The following is a 19,910-nucleotide window of genomic DNA, read 5'->3' as shown; positions in this document are numbered from 1 at the left end:
CTCAGTCGATGACAGGCGGCGCGACACGACGGCCACCCTGCTGCCAGGTCTCCTCGTCCTCGACGAGGTAGTCCGGCCGCTCTCCATTGCTGTCCTCGCGGCGCGATCCCGCACCGTTGGTGCCGGCGGGCATGACGCCACGGCCCATCGGGCCCGTACCGGTGCCTGCACCGCCCTGGGCGCCGCCGGCTCGTACGAGCCCCGAGCCTCCCGGGGTGAACGGACGGGCGCTCGTCGCGCCGGGCTGCGTCGGACGGCCGCCGACGACGCCACCGGTTTCGACGGCGAGGCGTCGACCACCGCTGATGCCGTTCTGGCCGCCCGGGTGGGTACCACCCAGCTGACCGCCCCCACCGCCCATGGGCATACGGCCAGTGCCCTGGCCGTGCTCAGTGCCGATGACCGTGCTGCGGGGGAAGCCGGTCGTCGGCCGACCCGTGGTGGGAGACACCTGACGGCCGCCGGAGATGCCGTCGCGAGGCATGCCGGTGCCGCCCAGCGGGCCGGGGTTCGCGAGACCCGTCCGGCCCGTGGGACCTACGGGTCCACGCGTCCCGGGGGGCGGCGTGTGGCCGGTACCACCGCTCACGGGGGGCGTGCCCAGCGTGGGCGGGACCACGAGCGGAGGCGTCAGGCCGGGCTCCGGCCTGCCGACAACCGGCGGCGTACCCGTCGGCGGCGGCGTCGTGGCCGTCGGCGGAGGCAGCGTGCCCACGGTGTCGATGCCGAGGTCCACGGGGACTTCGGGCCGCACCACCTTGGCAGGGACAGTCCTGTCGCCAGTCGGAGAAACCACGTTGGTGTCCGCTGTCGACCTGGTGTCCTGGGAACGGGACGTGGTGCTGGAGTCGGCAGCAACGCGGCCGTCACTGCCAGTCGACGACGAGATGTCCCGCCCGTAGTCACCACGCGCGGTCTGCTCGGCCGGCGGCTTGTACTCCGAAGGCGGCGGCGGGAACGTCGGAAGCTTGGCGCCGTTCTCCATCTGGTACTGCGACCACGAGTACGACTGCGACAGCTTCTCCATCTCGGCCGCAGCGGCCTGCCGGTTCTCCTCCTCCTTCGCCGCGATCAGGTCCGACCTCTCCTTCGGCGTCAGAGTGGCCTTGTCGACGTCAGCCATCTGGGAACGAGCGTTGCTCGCCACCGTCTTCGAGTCAGGGTCGTTGCGGTACTTCTTCGCGGCCTCAAGGTTTTCCTTGGCCTGAGCATGCGACGTGTAGCGCGGAATCGCGCTCTGCGCCACCGAGATCGCCGTGGACGCCTCGCTCATCCACTTCGACGCGTTGTCGCTGTAGTCGGCAAGGCTGAACGTGGAACTGGAAAGAGCAGCGCCCCACTCCACGAGCGCGTCAGGGGTCTCGCCCTTCCAGTTCACGCGCTCCGGACGGAACTTGAGCTGCTGGGCGATCTCACGCATCTCTGCGGCGGCGCTGGACAGCCTGTCGGCCGCCTGCTGCACGTAGAAGCTGCTGGCCTGGTCGACCCACGCCAGCATGTCCTGGTGAGCCATCGAGCGGAAGTTGGTGCCGCTGCCGCCGCCGTTGTCGTTGATCTCCATCTGCTGCCTCTTCCCCGTATCCCCGTAGTCCCTAAGTCCTCGTCCCCGACTGCTACTGGAGGTCGTTCGCTTCGGACGACTGGCTCGACTGATCCTGGCCCGGCGTCAGGCCGGCCTTCTTGTCGGCCTCTGCCTTGGCATCCGTCGTGCGCTGGTAGATGCCTGCCAGACGTCGCCGGTTGTCCTCGTCCACCTGCGAGAAGCCGTCGCTCGCGGCTACCACGGCGATCCCCATGCCCTGCAGGCAGTCCCCCAGCAGACCCGAGAGCTTCTTCAGCTCCGCGATCACGGTTCCATAGGACTTGAAGATCCCCGAGGCCTCGATCCAGGCACCGCCCCCACCGCCGAACTGCGTACGCTCCACCGACTCCGTCGCCACGTTCTTCGACCCGGCGGGCGACTCGTTCAGCTTGGTGATCAGCTCGTCGATCCTGATCTTGAAGTCCGAGATGGATTCGTAGTCGTACAGAGCAGACGCCATCGCCGGATTGACCGCCCTCAGCGAGCGCTCGCTCGCCGACATCGGTTCCTTGGCAGTCGTCATCCGTATCGTCCCTCCCCCGTTGAAGCAACAGACCTGGTTAAGTCTAGGAGTTCACTGTACCGAGGAGGACCGACAACGCGCACCTCCCGGTTGCAGAAGCAACGCGAATCACATGGTTACGAATTGGGCACGCCCACCGCCGCCTGTGCCCTGATCGGCAGTCTGTTGACGGGGCGTCCGGTTGCTGCGCGTACCGCTGAAGCCACTGCCGCCGGGGCCGTGACGACCGGGACCGCGCTTGCGGGCTTGGCGCCGAAGGGGGCCACCACGTCGCGTTCTTCGACGAGTTTCACGATGCGAATGTCCGGGGCGTCCAGGGATGTCGGGAGTGCGTAGCCCGTCAGGTCCGGGTGGCGGATCAGGCCTCGCGCCGTGCGGAGGTTCTCCGTGAGGGCCGCGCCGACGCCCTGGGTCACGCCGGCCTCGATGCGGGTTGCGAGCTGGGCCGGGTTGAGGATGCGGCCGACGTCCTGGGCCACGGCCATCTCCACCACGCGGATCGCGCCCAGTTCGATGTCCACGTCCACCACCGCGCGGATCGCGCAGAACGCCAGGCCCACGAAGGCGTCGCCCTGGCCCGACTCGTCCAGGGGCTCCGTGGGGTGGGGACGGCACTGGGCGGTGGCCCAGAGTTCCTTGCCGTCCATGGCCTCCGTGACCGTGGTCGACAGGACGCCGTCGTACGACGTGATCTTGCCGTCCGTGATCTGCAGCAGCTCGGTCGACATCCCGAACTTGTGGGCCAGGGGCTGCAGGAGTTGCGTACGGACCATCTTCGCCGCGCGCTCCACCGCACCGCCCGACACCCACGTGTGGCGGCCGTGCGTCGCCGGGCCCGCCGGGGGCTGGTCCGTGTCGACCGAGGCGACGTGGACCTCCTCCAGGCCCAAGGTCTCCTGGACGATCTGGCGCGCCAGCGTGCTGAAGCCCGAACCCGTGTCCACGGCCGCGCAGATGACCGTCGCCACGCCGTCCTGGACCCGTACCGTCGCCGTCGAGACCTCGTCCGCACCCTCGGCGCCGAGCATGTGCACCATGCCGAGCGCGTAGCCGACGCCCCGCCGCACCGCGCCCGGCTCGCCCGCGCCCTCCAGGCCGCCCGGGAGCAGCCAGTCCTCCTCCGGGGAGTCCAGGGGGAGCGCGGGGAGGGGGAAGTCCCTGACAGCCGACAGGAGTTCGGCCACCGGTGCCGGGCAGGTCACCGTCTGGCCCGTCGGCAGGATGTCGCCCGTCGCGAGGACGTTGCGCAGGCGCAGCTCCGCCGGGTCCATGCCCAGCTTGAGAGCCAGCTTGTCCATCTGCGCCTCGTACGCCGCGCACACCTGCATCGCGCCCTCGCCCCGCACGTGGCCGGAGGGCGGGTTGTTCGTACGGACCGCCCAGCCCTCGATGAAGGCGTGCGGGACGACGTACGGGCCACAGGCGAAGGCCACGGCCGCGGCCAGCGACTCCGAGGAGGCGTCCGCGTAGGCGCCGGCGTCGAGGAGGATCTGGGCCTCCACCTTCACCAGCCGGCCCTCCGCGTCCGCGTGGTGGCGGTAGCGCAGCAGGGTCGGGTGGCGGTGGGCGTGGCCGAGGAAGGACTCCTCGCGCGTAGCGGCCAGTTTGACCGGGCAGCCGGTACGGAGTGCGAGGAGGCCCAGGGGGATCTGGAAGCCCGGGTCCTCGCGGTCGCCGGTGGCGCCCGGGACGCCCGTCACCACGACCTTCACCTGGTCGGGCGAGAGGCCGAAGCAGGCGGCCGCCAGGTCCCGGTCCGTGTGCGGGTCGGTCGAGGCCGTGTAGATCTCGACCCCGCCGTCCGGGCGGGGCACGGCCAGGCCGGCCTCCGCGCCGATGGGGGCCGGGTCCTGCCTGCCGATCCGGTACAGGCCCTCGACCACGATCTCGCCCGCCGCCTCCGCGTCGCCGAAGCGCAGCGGGATGTGGCGGATCAGGTTGCCGTCCGGGTGCAGCGGCTCGGCCGCGAAGGCCTTCTCCGGGTCCGTGACCGGCTCCAGGATCTCGTACTCGACGGCGATCGCCGCCGCCGCGAGCCGGGCCGTGTCCGGGTGGTCGGCGGCCACGGCCGCGATCGCCTCACCGTGGTGGCGGACCAGCTCGGAGGCGAAGACCGGACGGTCGGCGACCGTACGGCCGTACGTCGCCTCCCCCGGCACGTCGGCGTGCGTCACCACGGCCCGTACGCCGGGCATGTCGGCCGCGGCCGTCGTGTCGATGGAGACGATCCGGGCGTGCGGGTGCGGCGAGCGCAGCAGGGCGGCCCACAGCAGGCCCTCGGCCCACAGGTCGGAGGCGTACGGGAACGTGCCCTCGGTCTTGGCCCGTGCGTCGGCCGGCGGGAGGGACGAGCCCAGGCCGTGGGCGACCGGCTCCTCCTCGACGGCGTCGAGCGCCGTCGGCGAGGGAGCAGGGGTGGCGGTGGTCGCGTCGCTGCTCACGCCATGCCTCCGTCGTGCGGGTGGGGGATCTGGTGCGGGATGCGCGCCTCGTCGGCGTGGTCCGAGGCCGCGCTCGCCTCGCGCTCGGCGACGACCTCCCGTACGGCGTCGAGGACGCCCCGGTAGCCCGAGCACCGGCACAGGTTGCCGCAGAGCGCCCGGCGGGTCTCCAGCTCGGTCGGGGCGTGGTTGCCCTCGAGCAGGTCGTGCACGGTCATGGCCATGCCCGGGACGCAGAAGCCGCACTGGACGGCTCCGCAGCGGGCCAGGGCGCGCTGGACGTCCGAGGGTTCGCCGTCGGTCGCGAGGCCCTCGACCGTACGCACCTCGCTCCCGGCGGCCGTCGCCGCGGGCACCAGGCAGGAGGCGACGAGCCGGCCGTCGACCTGGACGTTGCACGCGCCGCATTCGCCCTGCGAGCAGCCGTCCTTGGCGCCGGCGAGACCGAGCCTCTCGCGCAGCACGTAGAGCAGCGACTCGCCGATCCAGGAATCCGTGACGGGGCGGTCGGCACCGTTCACACGAAGGACGTACGAGGTGTGCGGGTGCTCGTCGCTGTCCGCGCTGTTGCCCGTGGAGTGCGCCGGAGAGGGCTCCGGGTCGTCCGCCGGGAGGGACGACGGGTCGGAGGCCCCGTCCACGGCTGCCTCTGTGGCCGTCTCGGTGGGCTCGGTGGCCTCCGATGCGGCCTCACCGGCGCTCTCGGCCGCCTCGGCGGTCTCGACGGCTTCCACCGTCGGGACGGCCTCCGGCTCCTGCACCGCCCACGGCGCCGGCGCGCCGCCCGGCAGCGTCGCCGGTGCGCTGCTCGCGTACTGCGCCAGCATCGACGTCGTGAACTCGCCCGATTCCTCCGACGCGTCCACGCCATCCGAAACGACCGGAATCGTCCACTGGCCCGTGGCGGCCGGGTCCGGGTCCGACGCCGCCTCGAAGCTCCACTGGCCCGTCGCGTGGGGATCCGGCTCCGACAGGAACTCGGGCTCCGGCTCCACGGCCTCCGCCGCCGTCGGCGTCTGCACCACCCACGAACCGGTCGCCGCCGGATCCGTCGCCGCCTCGGGCGTCATCGGTGCCAGCGGGGTGAGCGGAGTGATCATCGGCGGTACGTAGCCGTGCCCGGGCGCCTCCAGCGGGACGCCGTCCAGCATGAACTCGGGCGGCAGCTGGACGAAGGCGGTGGCGTCGCCGTCGTAGCCCTCGCTCTGCGGGATCGGCTCCCAGCCGCCCCCCTGCCCGTGGCCATGGTTCTCGTTGCTCACGACAGCGCCCTCCCCAGTGCCCGTCGGGCCAGCGCGGCGACCGTGCGCCGCAGGTGCAGTACGGCCGGCGGCAGCTGCTCGTCGCCCGGCGGGTCCGGGATACAGGCGGCGGCCACGTACTCGCCGAACGCCGTCAGCGCCTCCGGCGCGAGGCCCCGCTCCCCGTCCCAGTCCACCAGCGAGGCGATCCAGTGCTCCGCCTCCAGCGGGCGCAGCGGCATCGGCGCGATGGCGCCCACCGCACAGCGCACACCGCGCCTGGCAGGGTCGAGGACGACGGCGACGGAGGCCGAGGCGCGGGCCGGGCCCGTACGGCCCGTGGCCTTGAGGAAGACCTGGGGGGCGTGCAGGAGGGGGACCCGGACGAACGCGACCAGCTCGCCGGGCGCCAGCAGGTCGCGACCCGCCAGCAGGTGGGAGACGGGGATCTCGCGGGTGCCGAGCGGGCCCATGACGACCAGGTCGGCCTCCAGGGCCGCCAGGACGGGCAGGGAGTCACCTGTGGGCGCCGCGGTGACGATGTTGCCGCCGAGCGTGCCCGCGTTGCGGATCTGGGGCGGCCCGGCGGCGCGGGCGGCGGCGGCGAGGGCGGGGATGAGGGCCGCGAAGTCGGGGCGGCCCATCCGGGAGTGGGTGAGGCCGGCGCCGAGGAGCGCGTGGCCGTCCTGGTACTGCCAGCCGCGGATCTCGTTGATCCGGCCGAGGCCGACCAGCGCGGCGGGCCTGAGCTGGCCCTTGTTGACGGCGGCCATCAGGTCGGTGCCGCCGGCGACGGGCACGGCGGCGGGCATGGCGCTGAGCGCCGCCACGGCCTCGTCGAGCGAGGCGGGCAGCGTCACGGACTGCGCCGTCTGTGGTGCGTGCGTGGTCAACCCGCTGCCCCTTCCCGGTGTCCCCGGCGGTCCCCGACTGTCCCCGGCTGTGACGCCTGTGTGGCCGTACCGTACGTGCTCACAGCCCGGACGTGGCAACTCTGGCACATCTTCCGAGCCGTCCGACGCGAGGGTCCGCGAAGGACGGTTCCGTCCAGGACATCCCACCGGTGACGGTAACTTCCGGTTTGCCGCTCTTGGGTGACACGGGGGCGCGAGGTTACTCACACGTTCGGGGGCAGTCCCTCGATGGGCCGTCCCAGGCTGCACTCGATTCCTTCCGGGGCCGGGCGCTGCTGCCACGGCAGCGGTCCGGTCGGCGGCCGGTAGCCGACGCCGAGGGCGTCCAGACGCCGGTAATGGGCCGCCATCCGGCGCTCGAACTCCACGAAGTCCCGCTCCGCGGACACGGGAAGGGCCGACCAGGCGACCTCCGCGAAGGCCGCGAGGCGCGGGAAGACCTGGTAGTCGACCCGGGCGCGGTTCTCCATGACCTCGGTCCAGACATTGGCCTGGGTGCCGATGACGTGGGCGGCGGCTTCCGGGGACAGGCCCGGTGGCACGGGTTCGAAGCGGTAGACGTCCTCCAGGGTCCGTACGTAGCCGATGGGCATCGGCTCGTCCTCGCCCGGCGCCTGACGGTGGTCCAGATACACCTGCTGCTCCGGGCACATGACGACGTCGTGGCCGGCCTCGGCCGCGGTGATCCCGCCCGCGTACCCCCGCCAGGAGGAGACGGCGGCGCCGGGCCCGAGGCCCAACTCGGTCGTCTCGCCTCCGCGCGCTCGTACCCGCCGTCGACTCCCCCGGCTACCGCTGGGAGGTGCCCCCACCTCGTCGAGCGGTCGCTCGTCCCTCGCTCCCTCCTCCTCGTCACTCTCGACAGCGGCGCGCCCTTCGGCTCGACTCCCGCCCTCCAGGATCTCGTCCCAGCCGATCAGCCGGCGTCCGCGGTCGGCGAGCCAGCGGTCGAAATGGCGGATGAACCAGGACTGCAGCTCGTTCTCGTCGGCGAGCCCCAGCTCCTTGATGCGGGCCTGGGCCGTCGCGGACTCCTTCCACTGGCCCTTGGGACACTCGTCGCCGCCGACGTGCACGAAGGTGGACGGGAAGAGGTCCAGGACCTCCTCGAAGACTCCCTCGTAGAAGCGGAGGGTGGCGTCGGTGGGAGCGAGGACGTTCGGGTTGACGCCCCAGGTGTCCCAGACGGTGAGGGCGGCGGTGTCGACGACGTCGATGTTGCCGAGCTCGGGGTACGCGGCGATGGCGGCCTGCGAGTGGCCCGGGATGTCGATCTCGGGGACGACGGTGATGTGCCGTTCGGCGGCGTACGCGACGATCTCGCGGATGTCGTCCTGGGTGTAGAACCCGCCGTGCGGCGTCTCGTTCCAGAGCGGCGAGGCCCGGTGCCCCCATTTGGTGCGGACGCGCCAGGCGCCGACTTCGGTGAGCCGGGGATGGCGCTTGATCTCGATGCGCCAGCCCTGGTCGTCGGTGAGGTGGAAGTGGAAGACGTTGAGCTTGTGAGCGGCCATCAGGTCCAGCTGGCGCAGGACGTCGTCCTTGGGCATGAAGTGCCGCGAGACATCGAGCATGAGCCCGCGCCAGCGGAAGCGGGGGCTGTCGGTGACCGTGAGCGGGGGGAGGTCCCAGGCACGGTCGTCCCGGCCGACGGGCGCCTTCCGGTACGCATCGGGGCCCAGCAGCTGACGGAGCGTCTGGGCGCCCCAGAAGACGCCCGCCGCGCTGCCGCCCTCGATGAGGACGGCGGCGTCGTCGACGGAGCCGTCGGTCGAGAGACGGTAGCCCTCAGGGCCGTACGCCTCCTCGATCGCGGGGCTGATACGCAGCCGGATCCCGCGCGGATCGCCTTCGGCCGGCGCGAACGGCAGCCCGGTGGCGGCGCCGAGCGCAGCCCGCAGCCAGCCCGCCACGCCCTCCGTGCCGGGCCCGGCGTCGAGGGTGGTGTCCACGCCCAGCGAGAACCCGGGAGCGTCACCTCGCGCCTCGACCCTGCCGGGCGCGGGAATCAGCGACTCGTGACGGTCGAGGTCGTCATGCATGGCATCGGCCTTTCGAAGCGGAGGTCGTCGGACACGGGCGGCAACGGCACTCGGGGGCACGGGGGGCGGGCACAGGCACGGGCACGGCGGGCGCGCGGGGGCAGCCCCTTCAGTCCTTCACCGCCCCGCCCAGTCCCGAGACCAGGCGGCGCTGTACGAGTACGAAGAAGACGAGCACCGGGATCGTCATCACGGTCGACCCCGCCATGATCCCTCCCCAGTCGTTCTCGTCCGGCTTGAAGAAGACCAGCAGTGCCATCGGAAGCGTCGACTGCGAGGTGTCGCTGATGAGGAACGACTTCGCGAAGAGGAAGTCGTTCCAGGTCGAGATGAACGAGAAGACGCTGGTCGCCACGAGCCCGGGGAAGACCAGCGGGAACAGGATCTGCCACAGGAATCGCGTACGGCTCGCGCCGTCGATCTGGGCCTGTTCCTCCAGCGCCTCCGGGACCGCCTTCACGAATCCGCGCAGCATCCAGATCGCGAACGGGAGCGAGAAGGCGATGTGCGGCAGGATCAGCGAGCCCAGCGTGTTGAGCTGACCGAAGTCCCGCATCAGGAAGAAGAGCGGGATCGTCAGCGCCTCGATCGGCACCATCTGGGCGACCAGGAACATGATGAGCAGCGTCGTCCGGAAGCGGAACCGGAACCGGGTCACCGCTGTCGCCGCGAGGAAGGCGATCAGCGCGGAGGCGAGGACGACCGTGCCGGCCACGATCAGCGAGTTGAGGAAGTACCGGCCGAACTCCTGCTGTTCGAAGACGCGCCGGAAGGAGTCCAGGGACGGGGACAGCGTCCACGGCCGCGGGTCGGTCGACTGGATCTCGCCGGCCGGTTTGAAGGCGGAGAGGACCATCCAGTACAGCGGGAAGGCGACGACGGCCGCGACGAGCAGGACGGCGGCCTCCGCCGCGAGACGCCCGGGGCGCCGGATGCGGAAAGCGCTCACAGTTCTTCTCCCTGGCGGCGCAGCAGACGGAGGTACACCAGCGTGACCGCCAGCAGGATCAGCAGCATGACGACACCGATCGCCGAGCCCAGGCTGTACTCGGACGAGGCGAACGCCTTCTGGTAGGCGTACACGTTGAGGACGAGGTTCTGGCCGGCGATGCCGCCGCCGTTCGTCATCACATAGATCTGGGTGAAGACCTTGAAGTCCCAGATGATCGACTGGATCGTGACGACGACCAGGATGGGCCGCAGCATCGGCGCCGTGACCGAGCGCCAGATCCGCCACTGCGAGGCGCCGTCGAGGGACGCCGCCTCCAGAACCTCCGACGGGATGGCCTTGATGCCCGCGTACACCGTCACCATCACGAACGGGAACGAGCACCAGACGACCTCGAAGAGGACGAGCGCGAAGGCGCTGAGGCGGCCGTACGTCCATGAGTGGTCACCGAGGCCGAGCAGCCGGTTCACCGGGCCGAAGTCGGGGTCGAAGAGGAAGACCCAGACGGTGGAGCCGGTGACGGCGGGGGTGGCCCAGGCACCGAGCGCGGCGAGCATGAGCGCCAGGCGCGGCAGGGCCCGTACGCGGGTCAGCAGGACCGCGAGCGCGCAGCCCACCGCGAGGGTGGTGACGACGCAGGCGGCGGCGAACAGGACCGTGGCGAGGAGAACCTGCCAGAACTGCGGGTCGGAGAAGAGCGCGGTGTAGTTGCCGAAGCCCCGGAAGGAGGTCGGCTCGCCGCCGCTGACCTGGGCCTGGGTGTACTCCAGGAAGGAGATGAGCCCGAGCTGGTAGATGGGGTAGAGCAGAAGCCCGCCGAGGACGACGAGCGCGGGCAGGAGGTAGAGCCAGGGCGTCCACCCGGAGCGGCCGGGCCCCTTGCGGGACCGGGCCGCCGGGCCACCGGGGGCCCGGCGGGGACCGGGGACCCGGCGCCGGGTCGCGAGGTCGCCCGCGACGGTGTGCGTGCCGTCCGCCTCCGTACCACTGGAATCCGTACGGGCCGTCATCGTCATCGGCCCGCGGACGCGAACGCCTCGTCCATCTTCCTTGCGGCGTCGTCCGAGGCGGCGTTCACGTCCTTACGGCCGCTGACGACCTCCTGGAACATCGTCGGCAGCACCAGAGAGGAGTCGATCCTGCCCCAGCCCGGGGAGGCGGGCACGAACTTGGCGCCGGCGCCGAGGGAGTCGATGAAGGGCTTCACGAAGGGCTCCTTCCGCGCCGCCTCGGCCCGCACGTCGGTGTAGGTCGGCAGGAAGCCCATCGCGTCGAAGAGCTTGCCCTGGGTCTCCTTCCCGGCCAGGGACTTCATCAGGTCGACGGAGAGGGTGCGGTGTGAACTGCTCTTCATCACACCGATGTTGTTGCCGCCGGCGAAGGCGGGCGCGATCGAGCCGGCGGTGACGCCCGGGAGCGGCACGACGGCGTACTTGCCCTTCACCGAGCCCGCCTCGACGGCCGCGTGGCTGAAGTCCCCGCCGATGGCCATGGCGGCCTTGCCGGAGGCGAAGGCGGTGACGGTCGCGTTGCCGCCCATCTGCGCGCACTTGGCGGCCGGGCAGTTGTCGTCACCGAAGAGGGAGGTGTAGGAGGCGATGCCCTTGCGCGCGGCCTCACTGTTGACGGCGGCCTTGTACGATCCGCCTTCCTCCGTGGCGAGTTCGCCGCCGTTGGCCCAGATGAACGGCATCGCGCCGTAGGTGTAGGCGCCTCCCACGGCGATGCCGTAGAGGTCCGGCTTGGCCTTGTGGATCTTCTTGGCGGTGGAGACGAGCTCATCCTGCGTCTTGGGCGTGGAGAGGCCGAGGTCCTTGAAGACGTCGGTGCGGTAGTAGAGCGCGCGTACGCCGACGAAGAGCGGGGCGCCGTAGATCTTGCCGTCCACGGTGACGGAGGCCTTGGCTGTGGGGTCGGTGTCCTTGGCGTCCGCCCAGGCGCCGAACTCGGCGCTGATGTCGGCGAGTCCGCCGTCCTTCACGTAGCCGGCGGTGTCGGTGTTGCCGTACTCGATGAGGTCGGGGGCGGACTTCGGGTCGTTGAAGGCGGCCTTGATGCGCTGGGCTCGGGTGTCGACGGGGATGTACTCGACCTCGACCTTCGCCCCCTTGTGCTGCTGCTCGAAGGCGGCGACGGCCGCGTCGACGACCTGCTTCTTGGGAGCGTTACCGACCTCCTGGAAGAGCCAGACGCGCAGGGTCCCGCTCTTGTCGTCCGTCGCGGCCTTGCCGTCGGAGGTCTGCGGGGCGCAGGCGGTGGCGGTGAGGCCGGCGAGCACAAGTGCGGTGACCGGGGCGGCGATACGGGCAGAAAGCTTCATACGGGGGCTCCCACCAATCGGCGTTGCAGCATGCGCAACGGGCGTTTCGTGCTGCACAACACGCGAGAGGTTAGGGCCGGACCAACGCCCCGACAAGTGGTCTCAACCACTCTGTGACCGGTGGAAGCACCCTCTGCAACGCGAGACGGCCCCTGGTGCGCGTACCGAAGTACGCGCACCAGGGGCCGTCCCCGCGGCGAGAGAGCGGGCTACTTCTTGTCGCCGCCCTTGCCGTCCTTGCCCTTGTCCCCACCGGGACCCATGGACTCGTAGATCTCCTTGCACATCGGGCAGACCGGGTACTTCTTGGGGTCGCGCCCCGGTACCCAGACCTTGCCGCACAGTGCCACCACGGGAGTGCCGTCGAGGGCACTCGCCATGATCTTGTCCTTCTGGACGTAGTGGGCATAGCGCTCGTGGTCGCCGTCACCGTGGGACACCTGCGGCGTCGGCTCCACGAGGGTTCCCGTACCTGCCCCGCGCTCGGGCTCGAGAGTGCTCATGGGAGCCAAGGGTAATCAACCGCCCGCCGTTGCGGCGACAGGGCTTGCATGAGGGGCGTCAACGAGCGTGACACTCCGTACGCGTCCAGCCACCCTCGGGATCGAGGAGGCAGGGGCCGCTGACGGGCCCGCACCGCCACAACTTCCACGCACGTGCGCTCGAAGGGCGTCGCGTCAGTTGAGCGAGGGATCGTCCGGGTACGTGGCCACCATCGCGAGGTCGCTCCGCTGGCGGCGCAGGACCTCTCGCCACAGGGTCTCCGGGCGGGGGGAGGACACGTCGCCCGGTTCGGATTCGACCACGTACCACGCGCCCTCGCCGAGCTCCGACTCCAGTTGGCCCGGGCCCCAGCCCGCGTAGCCGGCGAAGATCCGGAGGGAACCCAGCGCCGGGCCGAGGAGTTCGGGCGGGGTCTCCAGGTCGACCAGGCCGATCGCTCCGAACACCCGGCGCCAGCCCAGCGGGCCCTCGTCGCCGGGGATCACCGCGACGCCGAGCGCCGCGTCCAGGGAGACCGGGCCGCCCTGGAAGACCACGCCCGGCTCGCCGGTGAGGTCGGCCCAGGGCGCGAGGATGTCACCGACCGTCACGGGCGTCGGCCGGTTGAGAACCACGCCGAGCGAGCCCTCGTCGTCGTGGTCGAGGAGCAGCACCACCGCGCGGTCGAAATTGGGGTCGGCCAGGGCGGGGGTGGCGACGAGCAGCCGTCCTGTGAGCGAGGACACCTCGGTCATGCGACACATGATCCCGCATCTTCGGCGATTAGGAAGGTCGTCCGATGGAGTGGACACACGCGGGACGCCTACGCAGTTCAGGGCGGATCCGCGTGGCGCTCTCCGGACACAAACGGACCGTGACGCTCCGCAAGTTTGGGTGAACAGAGAGTGTTGTGCCGAATTCATTACATCTGACAGGCCCCCCAAGGCTTCCTAGGGGGGTGCCCCCGCCCCTTACCCTTTTCCCTGGCCCCCTGCCCGACCCCCACCGGAACGCGAGATTCATGACCGGCACAGACGATGTACTGCTTGTCCACGGCGGAACCCCGCTGGAGGGCGAGATCCGTGTCCGCGGCGCGAAGAACCTCGTGCCCAAGGCGATGGTCGCCGCTCTCCTCGGCAGCGGGCCGAGCCGACTGCGCAACGTGCCCGACATCCGTGACGTCCGTGTGGTCCGCGGGCTGCTGCAGCTGCACGGAGTGACGGTCCGTCCCGGTGAGGAGCCGGGCGAGCTGGTTCTCGACCCGACGCACGTCGAATCCGCCAACGTGGCCGACATCGATGCCCACGCCGGTTCGTCGCGCATTCCGATCCTCTTCTGCGGGCCGCTGCTGCACCGCCTCGGCCACGCCTTCATCCCGGGTCTGGGCGGCTGCGACATCGGTGGCCGGCCGATCGACTTCCACTTCGACGTGCTGCGTCAGTTCGGCGCGACGATCGAGAAGCGGGCGGACGGTCAGTACCTGGAGGCCCCGCAGCGACTGCGCGGCACCAAGATCCGGCTGCCGTACCCCTCGGTCGGCTCGACCGAGCAGGTGCTGCTCACGGCCGTGCTGGCGGAGGGCGTCACCGAGCTCTCCAACGCCGCCGTGGAGCCGGAGATCGAGGACCTGATCTGCGTCCTGCAGAAAATGGGCGCGATCATCTCCATGGACACCGACCGCACCATCCGCATCACCGGTGTCGACAAGCTCGACGGTTACACGCACCGCGCGCTCCCGGACCGCCTGGAGGCGGCGTCCTGGGCGTCGGCGGCGCTGGCGACCGAGGGCAACATCTACGTCCGCGGCGCCCAGCAGCGCTCGATGATGACGTTCCTCAACACCTACCGGAAGGTGGGTGGCGCCTTCGAGATCGACGACGAGGGCATCCGCTTCTGGCACCCGGGCGGCTCGCTCAACGCGATCGCCCTGGAGACGGACGTGCACCCCGGTTTCCAGACCGACTGGCAGCAGCCGCTGGTGGTGGCCCTGACGCAGGCGGCGGGCCTCTCCATCGTCCACGAGACGGTGTACGAGTCGCGGCTCGGTTTCACCTCCGCGCTGAACCAGATGGGTGCCCACATCCAGCTGTACCGCGAGTGCCTGGGCGGTTCGGACTGCCGCTTCGGTCAGCGGAACTTCCTCCACTCGGCGGTCGTGTCCGGCCCCACGAAGCTCCAGGGCGCCGACCTGGTCATCCCGGACCTCCGGGGCGGCTTCTCCTACCTGATCGCAGCGCTGGCGGCGCAGGGCACGTCCCGCGTCCACGGCATCGACCTGATCAACCGCGGCTACGAGAACTTCATGGAGAAGCTCGTCGAGCTGGGCGCGAAGGTCGAGCTCCCGGGCAGCGCGCTCGTGTAGGGCGCCACAAGGCGACCGCACGGGGCACGACAGCCTCGGGCACCCACACGGGCCCCTCGGGCCTCAGGCAGCCGTCTGAGGCCCGAGGGGCCCTCTTGCGGGCAGACGAAAGGGCGGCCACCCCCTGACAGGGTGGCCGCCCTTTCGTTCGCCTACAGGCCCCCGTGGGCGCCTTCGGCGGTGTGCCTACAGGCTTACTTGCCCTTGGCGGCTTCCTTGAGCTTGGAGCCCGCGGAGACCTTCACGCTGTAGCCGGCCGGGATGTTGATCGGGTCGCCGGTCTGCGGGTTACGAGCGGTGCGAGCGGCACGGTGGGTGCGCTCGAAGGTCAGGAAGCCGGGGATGGTGACCTTCTCGTCGCCCTTGGCGACGACCTCGCCGACGGTCTCGGCGAGAGCGGCCAGCACGGCGTCGGCGTCCTTGCGGGTCACCTCGGCGCGGTCGGCCAGGGCGGCCACCAGCTCACTGCGGTTCATGTTGTTACTCCCGTGTTCTTCTTGCCTGTGAGGCGTGCCACGCGGCGGAGCCGCATGTATGGGCACAGCGAAGCCGATGCTGCCAGGGCCCTCGGACAGTCCCCGGACCCGGGTCTGGTGACAGACCCTCGCGCCCGAATAGGCATCCTGCCCCCACCAGCGGCGGGAACGCCAATCCGGCACCCTCTGGGGTCACACGAAAAGCGCCACGGGCTCTGGCGTGGTGACGTTCCGTCGACTCCGCCGAAACTCTTTGGAGCCGAAGCGCCACCCTACGGCGGATCTACGGCGCGGCGCCCGGCGACGCGCCGTTCCGACGGCGGGCCCGGGGCCTTTCACAGCCCCGTTCCGGCCCGCCGTACGTCATGGACGAACTCTCTCAGAGCCCGTTCGTCCCGTTGTCGGCACCCGCGCCCGCCGCCTTCGCGGCGGTGCGGACGGCGCCCGCGACGGCGCCGGCGACCTTGTCGTTGAAGACCGACGGGATGATGTAGTTCGGGTTCAGCTCGTCCTCGGTGACGACGTCGGCGAGGGCCGAGGCGGCCGCCAGCATCATCTCCGTGTTGACCGTGCGGGACTGAGCGTCCAGCAGACCGCGGAAGACGCCCGGGAAGACCAGCACGTTGTTGATCTGGTTCGGGAAGTCCGAGCGGCCGGTGGCCACAACGGCCGCGGTCTGACGGGCGATTGCCGGGTCGACCTCGGGGTCCGGGTTCGCGAGCGCGAACACGATCGCGCCGTCCGCCATCGCGGCGACGTCGTCCGCGCCGAGCAGGTTCGGGGCCGAGACGCCGATGAACACGTCCGCGCCGACGACGGCCTGCTTGAGGGTGCCGGTGACGCCCTCGGGGTTGGTGTTGTCGGCGATCCAGCGCAGCGGCGAGTCCTTCTCGGCCTCGAGGAGGTCCTCGCGGCCGGCGTGCACGACACCGTGGATGTCGGCGACGACGGCGTGCTTGACGCCCGCCGCGATGAGCAGCTTGAGGATGGCCGTACCGGCCGCGCCCGCGCCGGACATGACGACCCGTACGTCGCCGATTCCCTTGCCCACCACGCGCAATGCGTTGGTGAGGGCGGCGAGGACGACGATGGCGGTGCCGTGCTGGTCGTCGTGGAAGACGGGGATGTCGAGGGCCTCGCGCAGGCGGGCCTCGATCTCGAAGCAGCGGGGGGCGGAGATGTCCTCGAGGTTGATGCCCGCGAAGCCGGGGGCGATCGCCTTGACGATCTCGACGATGGCGTCGGTGTCCTGGGTGTCCAGGCAGAGGGGCCAGGCGTCGATGCCGGCGAAGCGCTTGAAGAGGGCCGCCTTGCCCTCCATGACGGGCAGGGCGGCCTTGGGGCCGATGTTGCCGAGGCCGAGGACGGCGGAGCCGTCCGTCACGACTGCGACGGAGTTGCGCTTGATGGTGAGGCGGCGGGCGTCCTCGGGGTTCTCGGCGATCGCCATGCAGACCCGGGCCACGCCGGGGGTGTAGATCATGGAGAGGTCGTCACGGTTGCGGATGGGGTGCTTGGACGCCATCTCGATCTTGCCGCCGAGGTGCATCAGGAACGTACGGTCGGAGACCTTGCCGAGGACGACACCCTCGATGGTGCGCAGCTGCTCGACGATCTCGTCGGCGTGCGCGGTCGAGGTGGCCGCGATGGTCACGTCGATCCGCAGCTTCTCGTGGCCGGAGGCGGTCACGTCGAGGCCGGTGACGGAACCGCCGTGGGACTCCACCGCCGTGGTGAGCTGGGAGACCGCGGTTCCGCTGGCGGGAACCTCCAGCCTGACCGTCATCGAGTACGAGACGCTGGGCGCCGTTGCCATGGCCGAGTTCCTCTGCTTTCCCTGAGCTTCGTTGCTACGCCGCCTTGGCTGGTTGCCCGGCGGCGCCCTCCGATCGTCGCACCTACCAGCCGGTAGCAGGTAATGCGGTCATTTTGTTTTCGGAAAGTAGTTTCCACCATACGAGAAGCTCTGGAGAAACAGAAGAGGTCCCTGTCACCAGGGGTGACAGGGACCTCAACTTCGTAGCTATGCACTAAGTGGCACCGACCCGCCATGCTCGCCTCGCGGCAAGAGGTCCCTCTGAGGGACGAAGGTTGGGCCCGGGGGCTTGGATCGAGCCGGTGCCATAGACAGGCTAACAAACCACTCTGGTAAGTGATTCCTGCGACGCATGTTGACCGGAAATCAGTCCCTGAGCAGGTCGGGGACGCCCTCCGCGTCCGGCACGTCCCGGGCGCCCGAGACCACGGTGAGCTGCTGCGTCGCGCGCGTCAGCGCCACGTACAGCACTCGCAGACCGGCCGGGGACTCGTCCGCGATCTCCGCGGGCGAGACCACCACCGTGGCGTCGTACTCGAGCCCCTTGGCCTCCAGCGAGCCCAGCGCCACGACCCGGTCGCCGAGGTCGGCCAGCCAGCGGGCGGCCTGCTCGCGCCGGTTCATGGCGACCACGACACCGACCGTGCCGTCCACCCGTTCGAGCAGACGGCGCGCCTCGCTCCGTACGATTTCGGCCAACCGCTCCGTCCCCGCCTTCTCTCCCGCCGCAGGCTCCCCCAGGGCCACGAAGCGCGGTTCCACGCCCGTGGAGCGCACCGCGCGCGGCGAGGTGCTGCCGGGCATGGCGAGGGCGAGCACCTTGGCGGCAAGCTCGGCGATCTCGGCGGGGTTGCGGTAGTTCACGGTCAGCTCGAAGCGGCGGCGCGGGCGGCTGCCGAGCGCCTCGTCGCGGGCCTCGGCGGCCTCGTCCGGGGTCGACCAGGACGACTGCGCCGGGTCGCCGACGACGGTCCAGGTCGCGTGCCGGCCGCGCCGTCCGACCATCCGCCACTGCATGGGCGTGAGGTCCTGGGCCTCGTCGACGATGACGTGGGCGTACTCGACGCGCTCGGCGGCGAGCCGTTCGGCCCGCTCCCACTGCGTCTCCTCCCGTACGGGCATCAGCTCCTCCAGCCCCGTCAGCTGGTCCAGCGGGTCGTACTCCCGCTTCTTGCGGGGCCGGGCCGGGGCGCCGAGGAGGGTGTTCAGCTCGTCGAGGAGCGCCACGTCGTGCACGGACAGCCCGTCGCGGCGCAGCGAGCGGGCGAGGCGGCGGACCTCGCCCGGGTTGAGGATGCGCCGGGCCCAGCGGCCGAGGCGCTTCTCGTCGGCCATCGCGTCGAGGACCTGGCGGGGGGTGATCTCGGGCCACCAGGCGTCGAGGAAGTGGAGGAAGGAGTCCTCGGTGGAGACGTCCTCGTCGAAGGAGGAGCGCAGCTCGGCGGCGAGTTCGGGGTCGCTGTGCCGGCCGGCGGCGCCGGACTTGGCGTACAGCGCGTCGAGCAGCAGTTTGCGGGCGCGGGGGCGCAGCAGGTTGACGGGCGCGGAGCCGCCCAGGACGTTGTGCCGGATGCGCTGGAGGTCGTCGGCCTCCAGCTCGAGACGGCGGCCGAAGGCGACGACCCGCAGGCGCGTGGGTGTGCCGGCGGGGGCCGGCGCGTCGTCCTCCTCTCCGAAGGAGAGCTGGTCGCCGGGGGCGGACCTCGGTGCCGGGGTCTCCAGGGCGCCGCGGGCCGCCTTGCGCAGGACGGCGAGCATGCGGGAGGAGCCCTTGATCCGGGCGACGGCCGGTTCGTCGTACGTGGTGGCCTCGACGCCGTCCACCAGCGAGCCGAGCGCGCGGATCGCGACCTGGCCCTCCTCGCCCAGCGAGGGCAGCACGCCCTCGGTGTACGAGACGAGCAGCGGGGTCGGGGAGACGATCAGGATGCCGCCCGCGTACCGTCGCCGGTCCTGGTAGAGCAGATAGGCCGCCCGGTGCAGGGCCACCGCCGTCTTCCCGGTGCCCGGGCCGCCCTCGACGTAGGTGACGGAGGCTGCGGGCGCGCGGATGACCAGGTCCTGCTCGGCCTGGATGGAGGAGACGATGTCGCGCATGGTGTGGCTGCGGGCCTGGCCGAGCGCGGCCATCAGGGCGCCGTCGCCGATGACGGGCAGCTCGCGCCCCTCCAGGGTCGCCTTCAGCTCGGGGCGCATCAGGTCGTCCTCGACGCCGAGGACCTTGCGGCCCTTGGAGCGGATGACGCGGCGCCGCACCACGCGGCCGGGGTCGACCGGGGTGGAGCGGTAGAAGGGTGCGGCGGCGGGTGCGCGCCAGTCGATGACGAGCGGCGCGTAGTCGGAGTCGAGGACGCCGATCCGGCCGATGTGGAGGGTCTCGCCGATGTCGGCGGTGTTGTCGGCGCGTACGGCGTCCTCGGCGGGCTCGACGGAGGTGTACGCGCCGTCGGGGCCCTTCTTGCCGTCCTTGCCGTAGAGCAGGTCGATCCGGCCGAAGAGGAAGTCCTCGAACTCGTTGTTGAGCCGGTTGAGGTGGATACCGGCCCGGAACACCTGGGCGTCGCGCTCGGCGAGCGCGCCGGGCGTGCCGACCTGACCGCGCTTGGCGGCGTCGTTCATCAGGAACTCCGCCTCGCGGATCTTCTCCTCGAGGCGGCGGTAGACCTGATCCAGATGTTCCTGCTCGACACCGATCTCACGGTCCCGGACCGTGTCCACGGCTTCCTGCGCGGCCACTAAGGCCCCCTTCTGACGTGCACTG

General features: G+C 70.9%; 15 protein-coding genes. 1 reads left to right on the top strand and 14 read right to left on the bottom strand.

Translation table 11 applies throughout. From position 1 onward, the window contains the following. Position 1: 1 nt before the first annotated feature. From ACZ561_RS05840 to ACZ561_RS05790, 11 genes are all read right to left on the bottom strand, one after another. Positions 2 to 1,561, bottom strand: a complete 1,560-nt coding sequence (locus ACZ561_RS05840) for a hypothetical protein (RefSeq protein WP_470990219.1) — start codon at positions 1,559 to 1,561, stop codon at positions 2 to 4. Positions 1,562 to 1,613: 52 nt separating this feature from the next. Then, entirely contained in the window at positions 1,614 to 2,105 is a 492-nt protein-coding gene (locus ACZ561_RS05835) for a hypothetical protein (protein WP_470990217.1), read from the bottom strand. 116 nt (positions 2,106 to 2,221) lie between these two features. Further along, positions 2,222 to 4,546, bottom strand: a complete 2,325-nt coding sequence (locus tag ACZ561_RS05830; protein WP_470990215.1) for a xanthine dehydrogenase family protein molybdopterin-binding subunit — start codon at positions 4,544 to 4,546, stop codon at positions 2,222 to 2,224. Beyond that, entirely contained in the window at positions 4,543 to 5,808 is a 1,266-nt protein-coding gene (locus ACZ561_RS05825; protein ID WP_470990213.1) for a (2Fe-2S)-binding protein, read from the bottom strand. Before ACZ561_RS05825 ends, ACZ561_RS05830 begins: the two co-directional genes overlap by 4 nt. Further along, positions 5,805 to 6,680, bottom strand: a complete 876-nt coding sequence (locus ACZ561_RS05820; RefSeq protein ID WP_470990211.1) for an FAD binding domain-containing protein — start codon at positions 6,678 to 6,680, stop codon at positions 5,805 to 5,807. Before ACZ561_RS05820 ends, ACZ561_RS05825 begins: the two co-directional genes overlap by 4 nt. A gap of 224 nt (positions 6,681 to 6,904) precedes the next feature. Further along, positions 6,905 to 8,743 carry a beta-N-acetylhexosaminidase gene (locus ACZ561_RS05815; protein WP_470990209.1) on the bottom strand — a complete coding sequence of 613 codons (1,839 nt, stop codon included), beginning with the start codon at positions 8,741 to 8,743 and terminating at the stop codon, positions 6,905 to 6,907. Between the two features lie 109 nt (positions 8,744 to 8,852). Beyond that, positions 8,853 to 9,692 (bottom strand): carbohydrate ABC transporter permease, encoded by an 840-nt coding sequence (locus tag ACZ561_RS05810; RefSeq protein ID WP_470990207.1) that lies wholly within the window; start codon positions 9,690 to 9,692, stop codon positions 8,853 to 8,855. Beyond that, a complete protein-coding gene (locus tag ACZ561_RS05805) occupies positions 9,689 to 10,708 on the bottom strand; it encodes a carbohydrate ABC transporter permease (RefSeq protein ID WP_470990205.1) in 1,020 nt (339 codons plus the stop codon). Before ACZ561_RS05805 ends, ACZ561_RS05810 begins: the two co-directional genes overlap by 4 nt. After that, the gene (locus tag ACZ561_RS05800; RefSeq protein WP_470990203.1) at positions 10,705 to 12,012 is read right to left on the bottom strand and encodes an extracellular solute-binding protein; all 1,308 of its coding nucleotides are present in this window, start codon (positions 12,010 to 12,012) and stop codon (positions 10,705 to 10,707) included. The genes ACZ561_RS05805 and ACZ561_RS05800 overlap by 4 nt, the downstream gene beginning before the upstream one ends. A gap of 209 nt (positions 12,013 to 12,221) precedes the next feature. Then, positions 12,222 to 12,515, bottom strand: coding sequence for a DUF3039 domain-containing protein (locus tag ACZ561_RS05795; RefSeq protein ID WP_329120009.1), 294 nt, complete (start codon positions 12,513 to 12,515; stop codon positions 12,222 to 12,224). A gap of 174 nt (positions 12,516 to 12,689) precedes the next feature. Beyond that, a complete protein-coding gene (locus tag ACZ561_RS05790; RefSeq protein WP_470990201.1) occupies positions 12,690 to 13,250 on the bottom strand; it encodes a YqgE/AlgH family protein in 561 nt (186 codons plus the stop codon). A gap of 266 nt (positions 13,251 to 13,516) precedes the next feature. On the opposite strand from ACZ561_RS05790, the gene murA reads away from it, so the two are divergent. Continuing rightward, positions 13,517 to 14,857, top strand: a complete 1,341-nt coding sequence (gene murA / locus ACZ561_RS05785; RefSeq protein ID WP_352187417.1) for a UDP-N-acetylglucosamine 1-carboxyvinyltransferase — start codon at positions 13,517 to 13,519, stop codon at positions 14,855 to 14,857. Positions 14,858 to 15,051: 194 nt separating this feature from the next. Here murA and ACZ561_RS05780 read toward each other — a convergent pair whose 3' ends face one another. The 3 genes from ACZ561_RS05780 to ACZ561_RS05770 form a co-directional block, all read right to left on the bottom strand. Continuing rightward, positions 15,052 to 15,333 carry an HU family DNA-binding protein gene (locus tag ACZ561_RS05780; RefSeq protein ID WP_017237029.1) on the bottom strand — a complete coding sequence of 94 codons (282 nt, stop codon included), beginning with the start codon at positions 15,331 to 15,333 and terminating at the stop codon, positions 15,052 to 15,054. A gap of 379 nt (positions 15,334 to 15,712) precedes the next feature. Beyond that, positions 15,713 to 17,149 (bottom strand): NAD-dependent malic enzyme, encoded by a 1,437-nt coding sequence (locus tag ACZ561_RS05775; protein ID WP_470990199.1) that lies wholly within the window; start codon positions 17,147 to 17,149, stop codon positions 15,713 to 15,715. 366 nt (positions 17,150 to 17,515) lie between these two features. Further along, a complete protein-coding gene (locus ACZ561_RS05770) occupies positions 17,516 to 19,885 on the bottom strand; it encodes a HelD family protein (RefSeq protein ID WP_470990197.1) in 2,370 nt (789 codons plus the stop codon). Between the last annotated feature and the right edge of the window lie 25 nt (positions 19,886 to 19,910).

The sequence above is a fragment of the Streptomyces sp. NPDC039609 genome (assembly GCF_055596705.1).
This window is presented reverse-complemented; position numbering and strand designations above follow the sequence as displayed.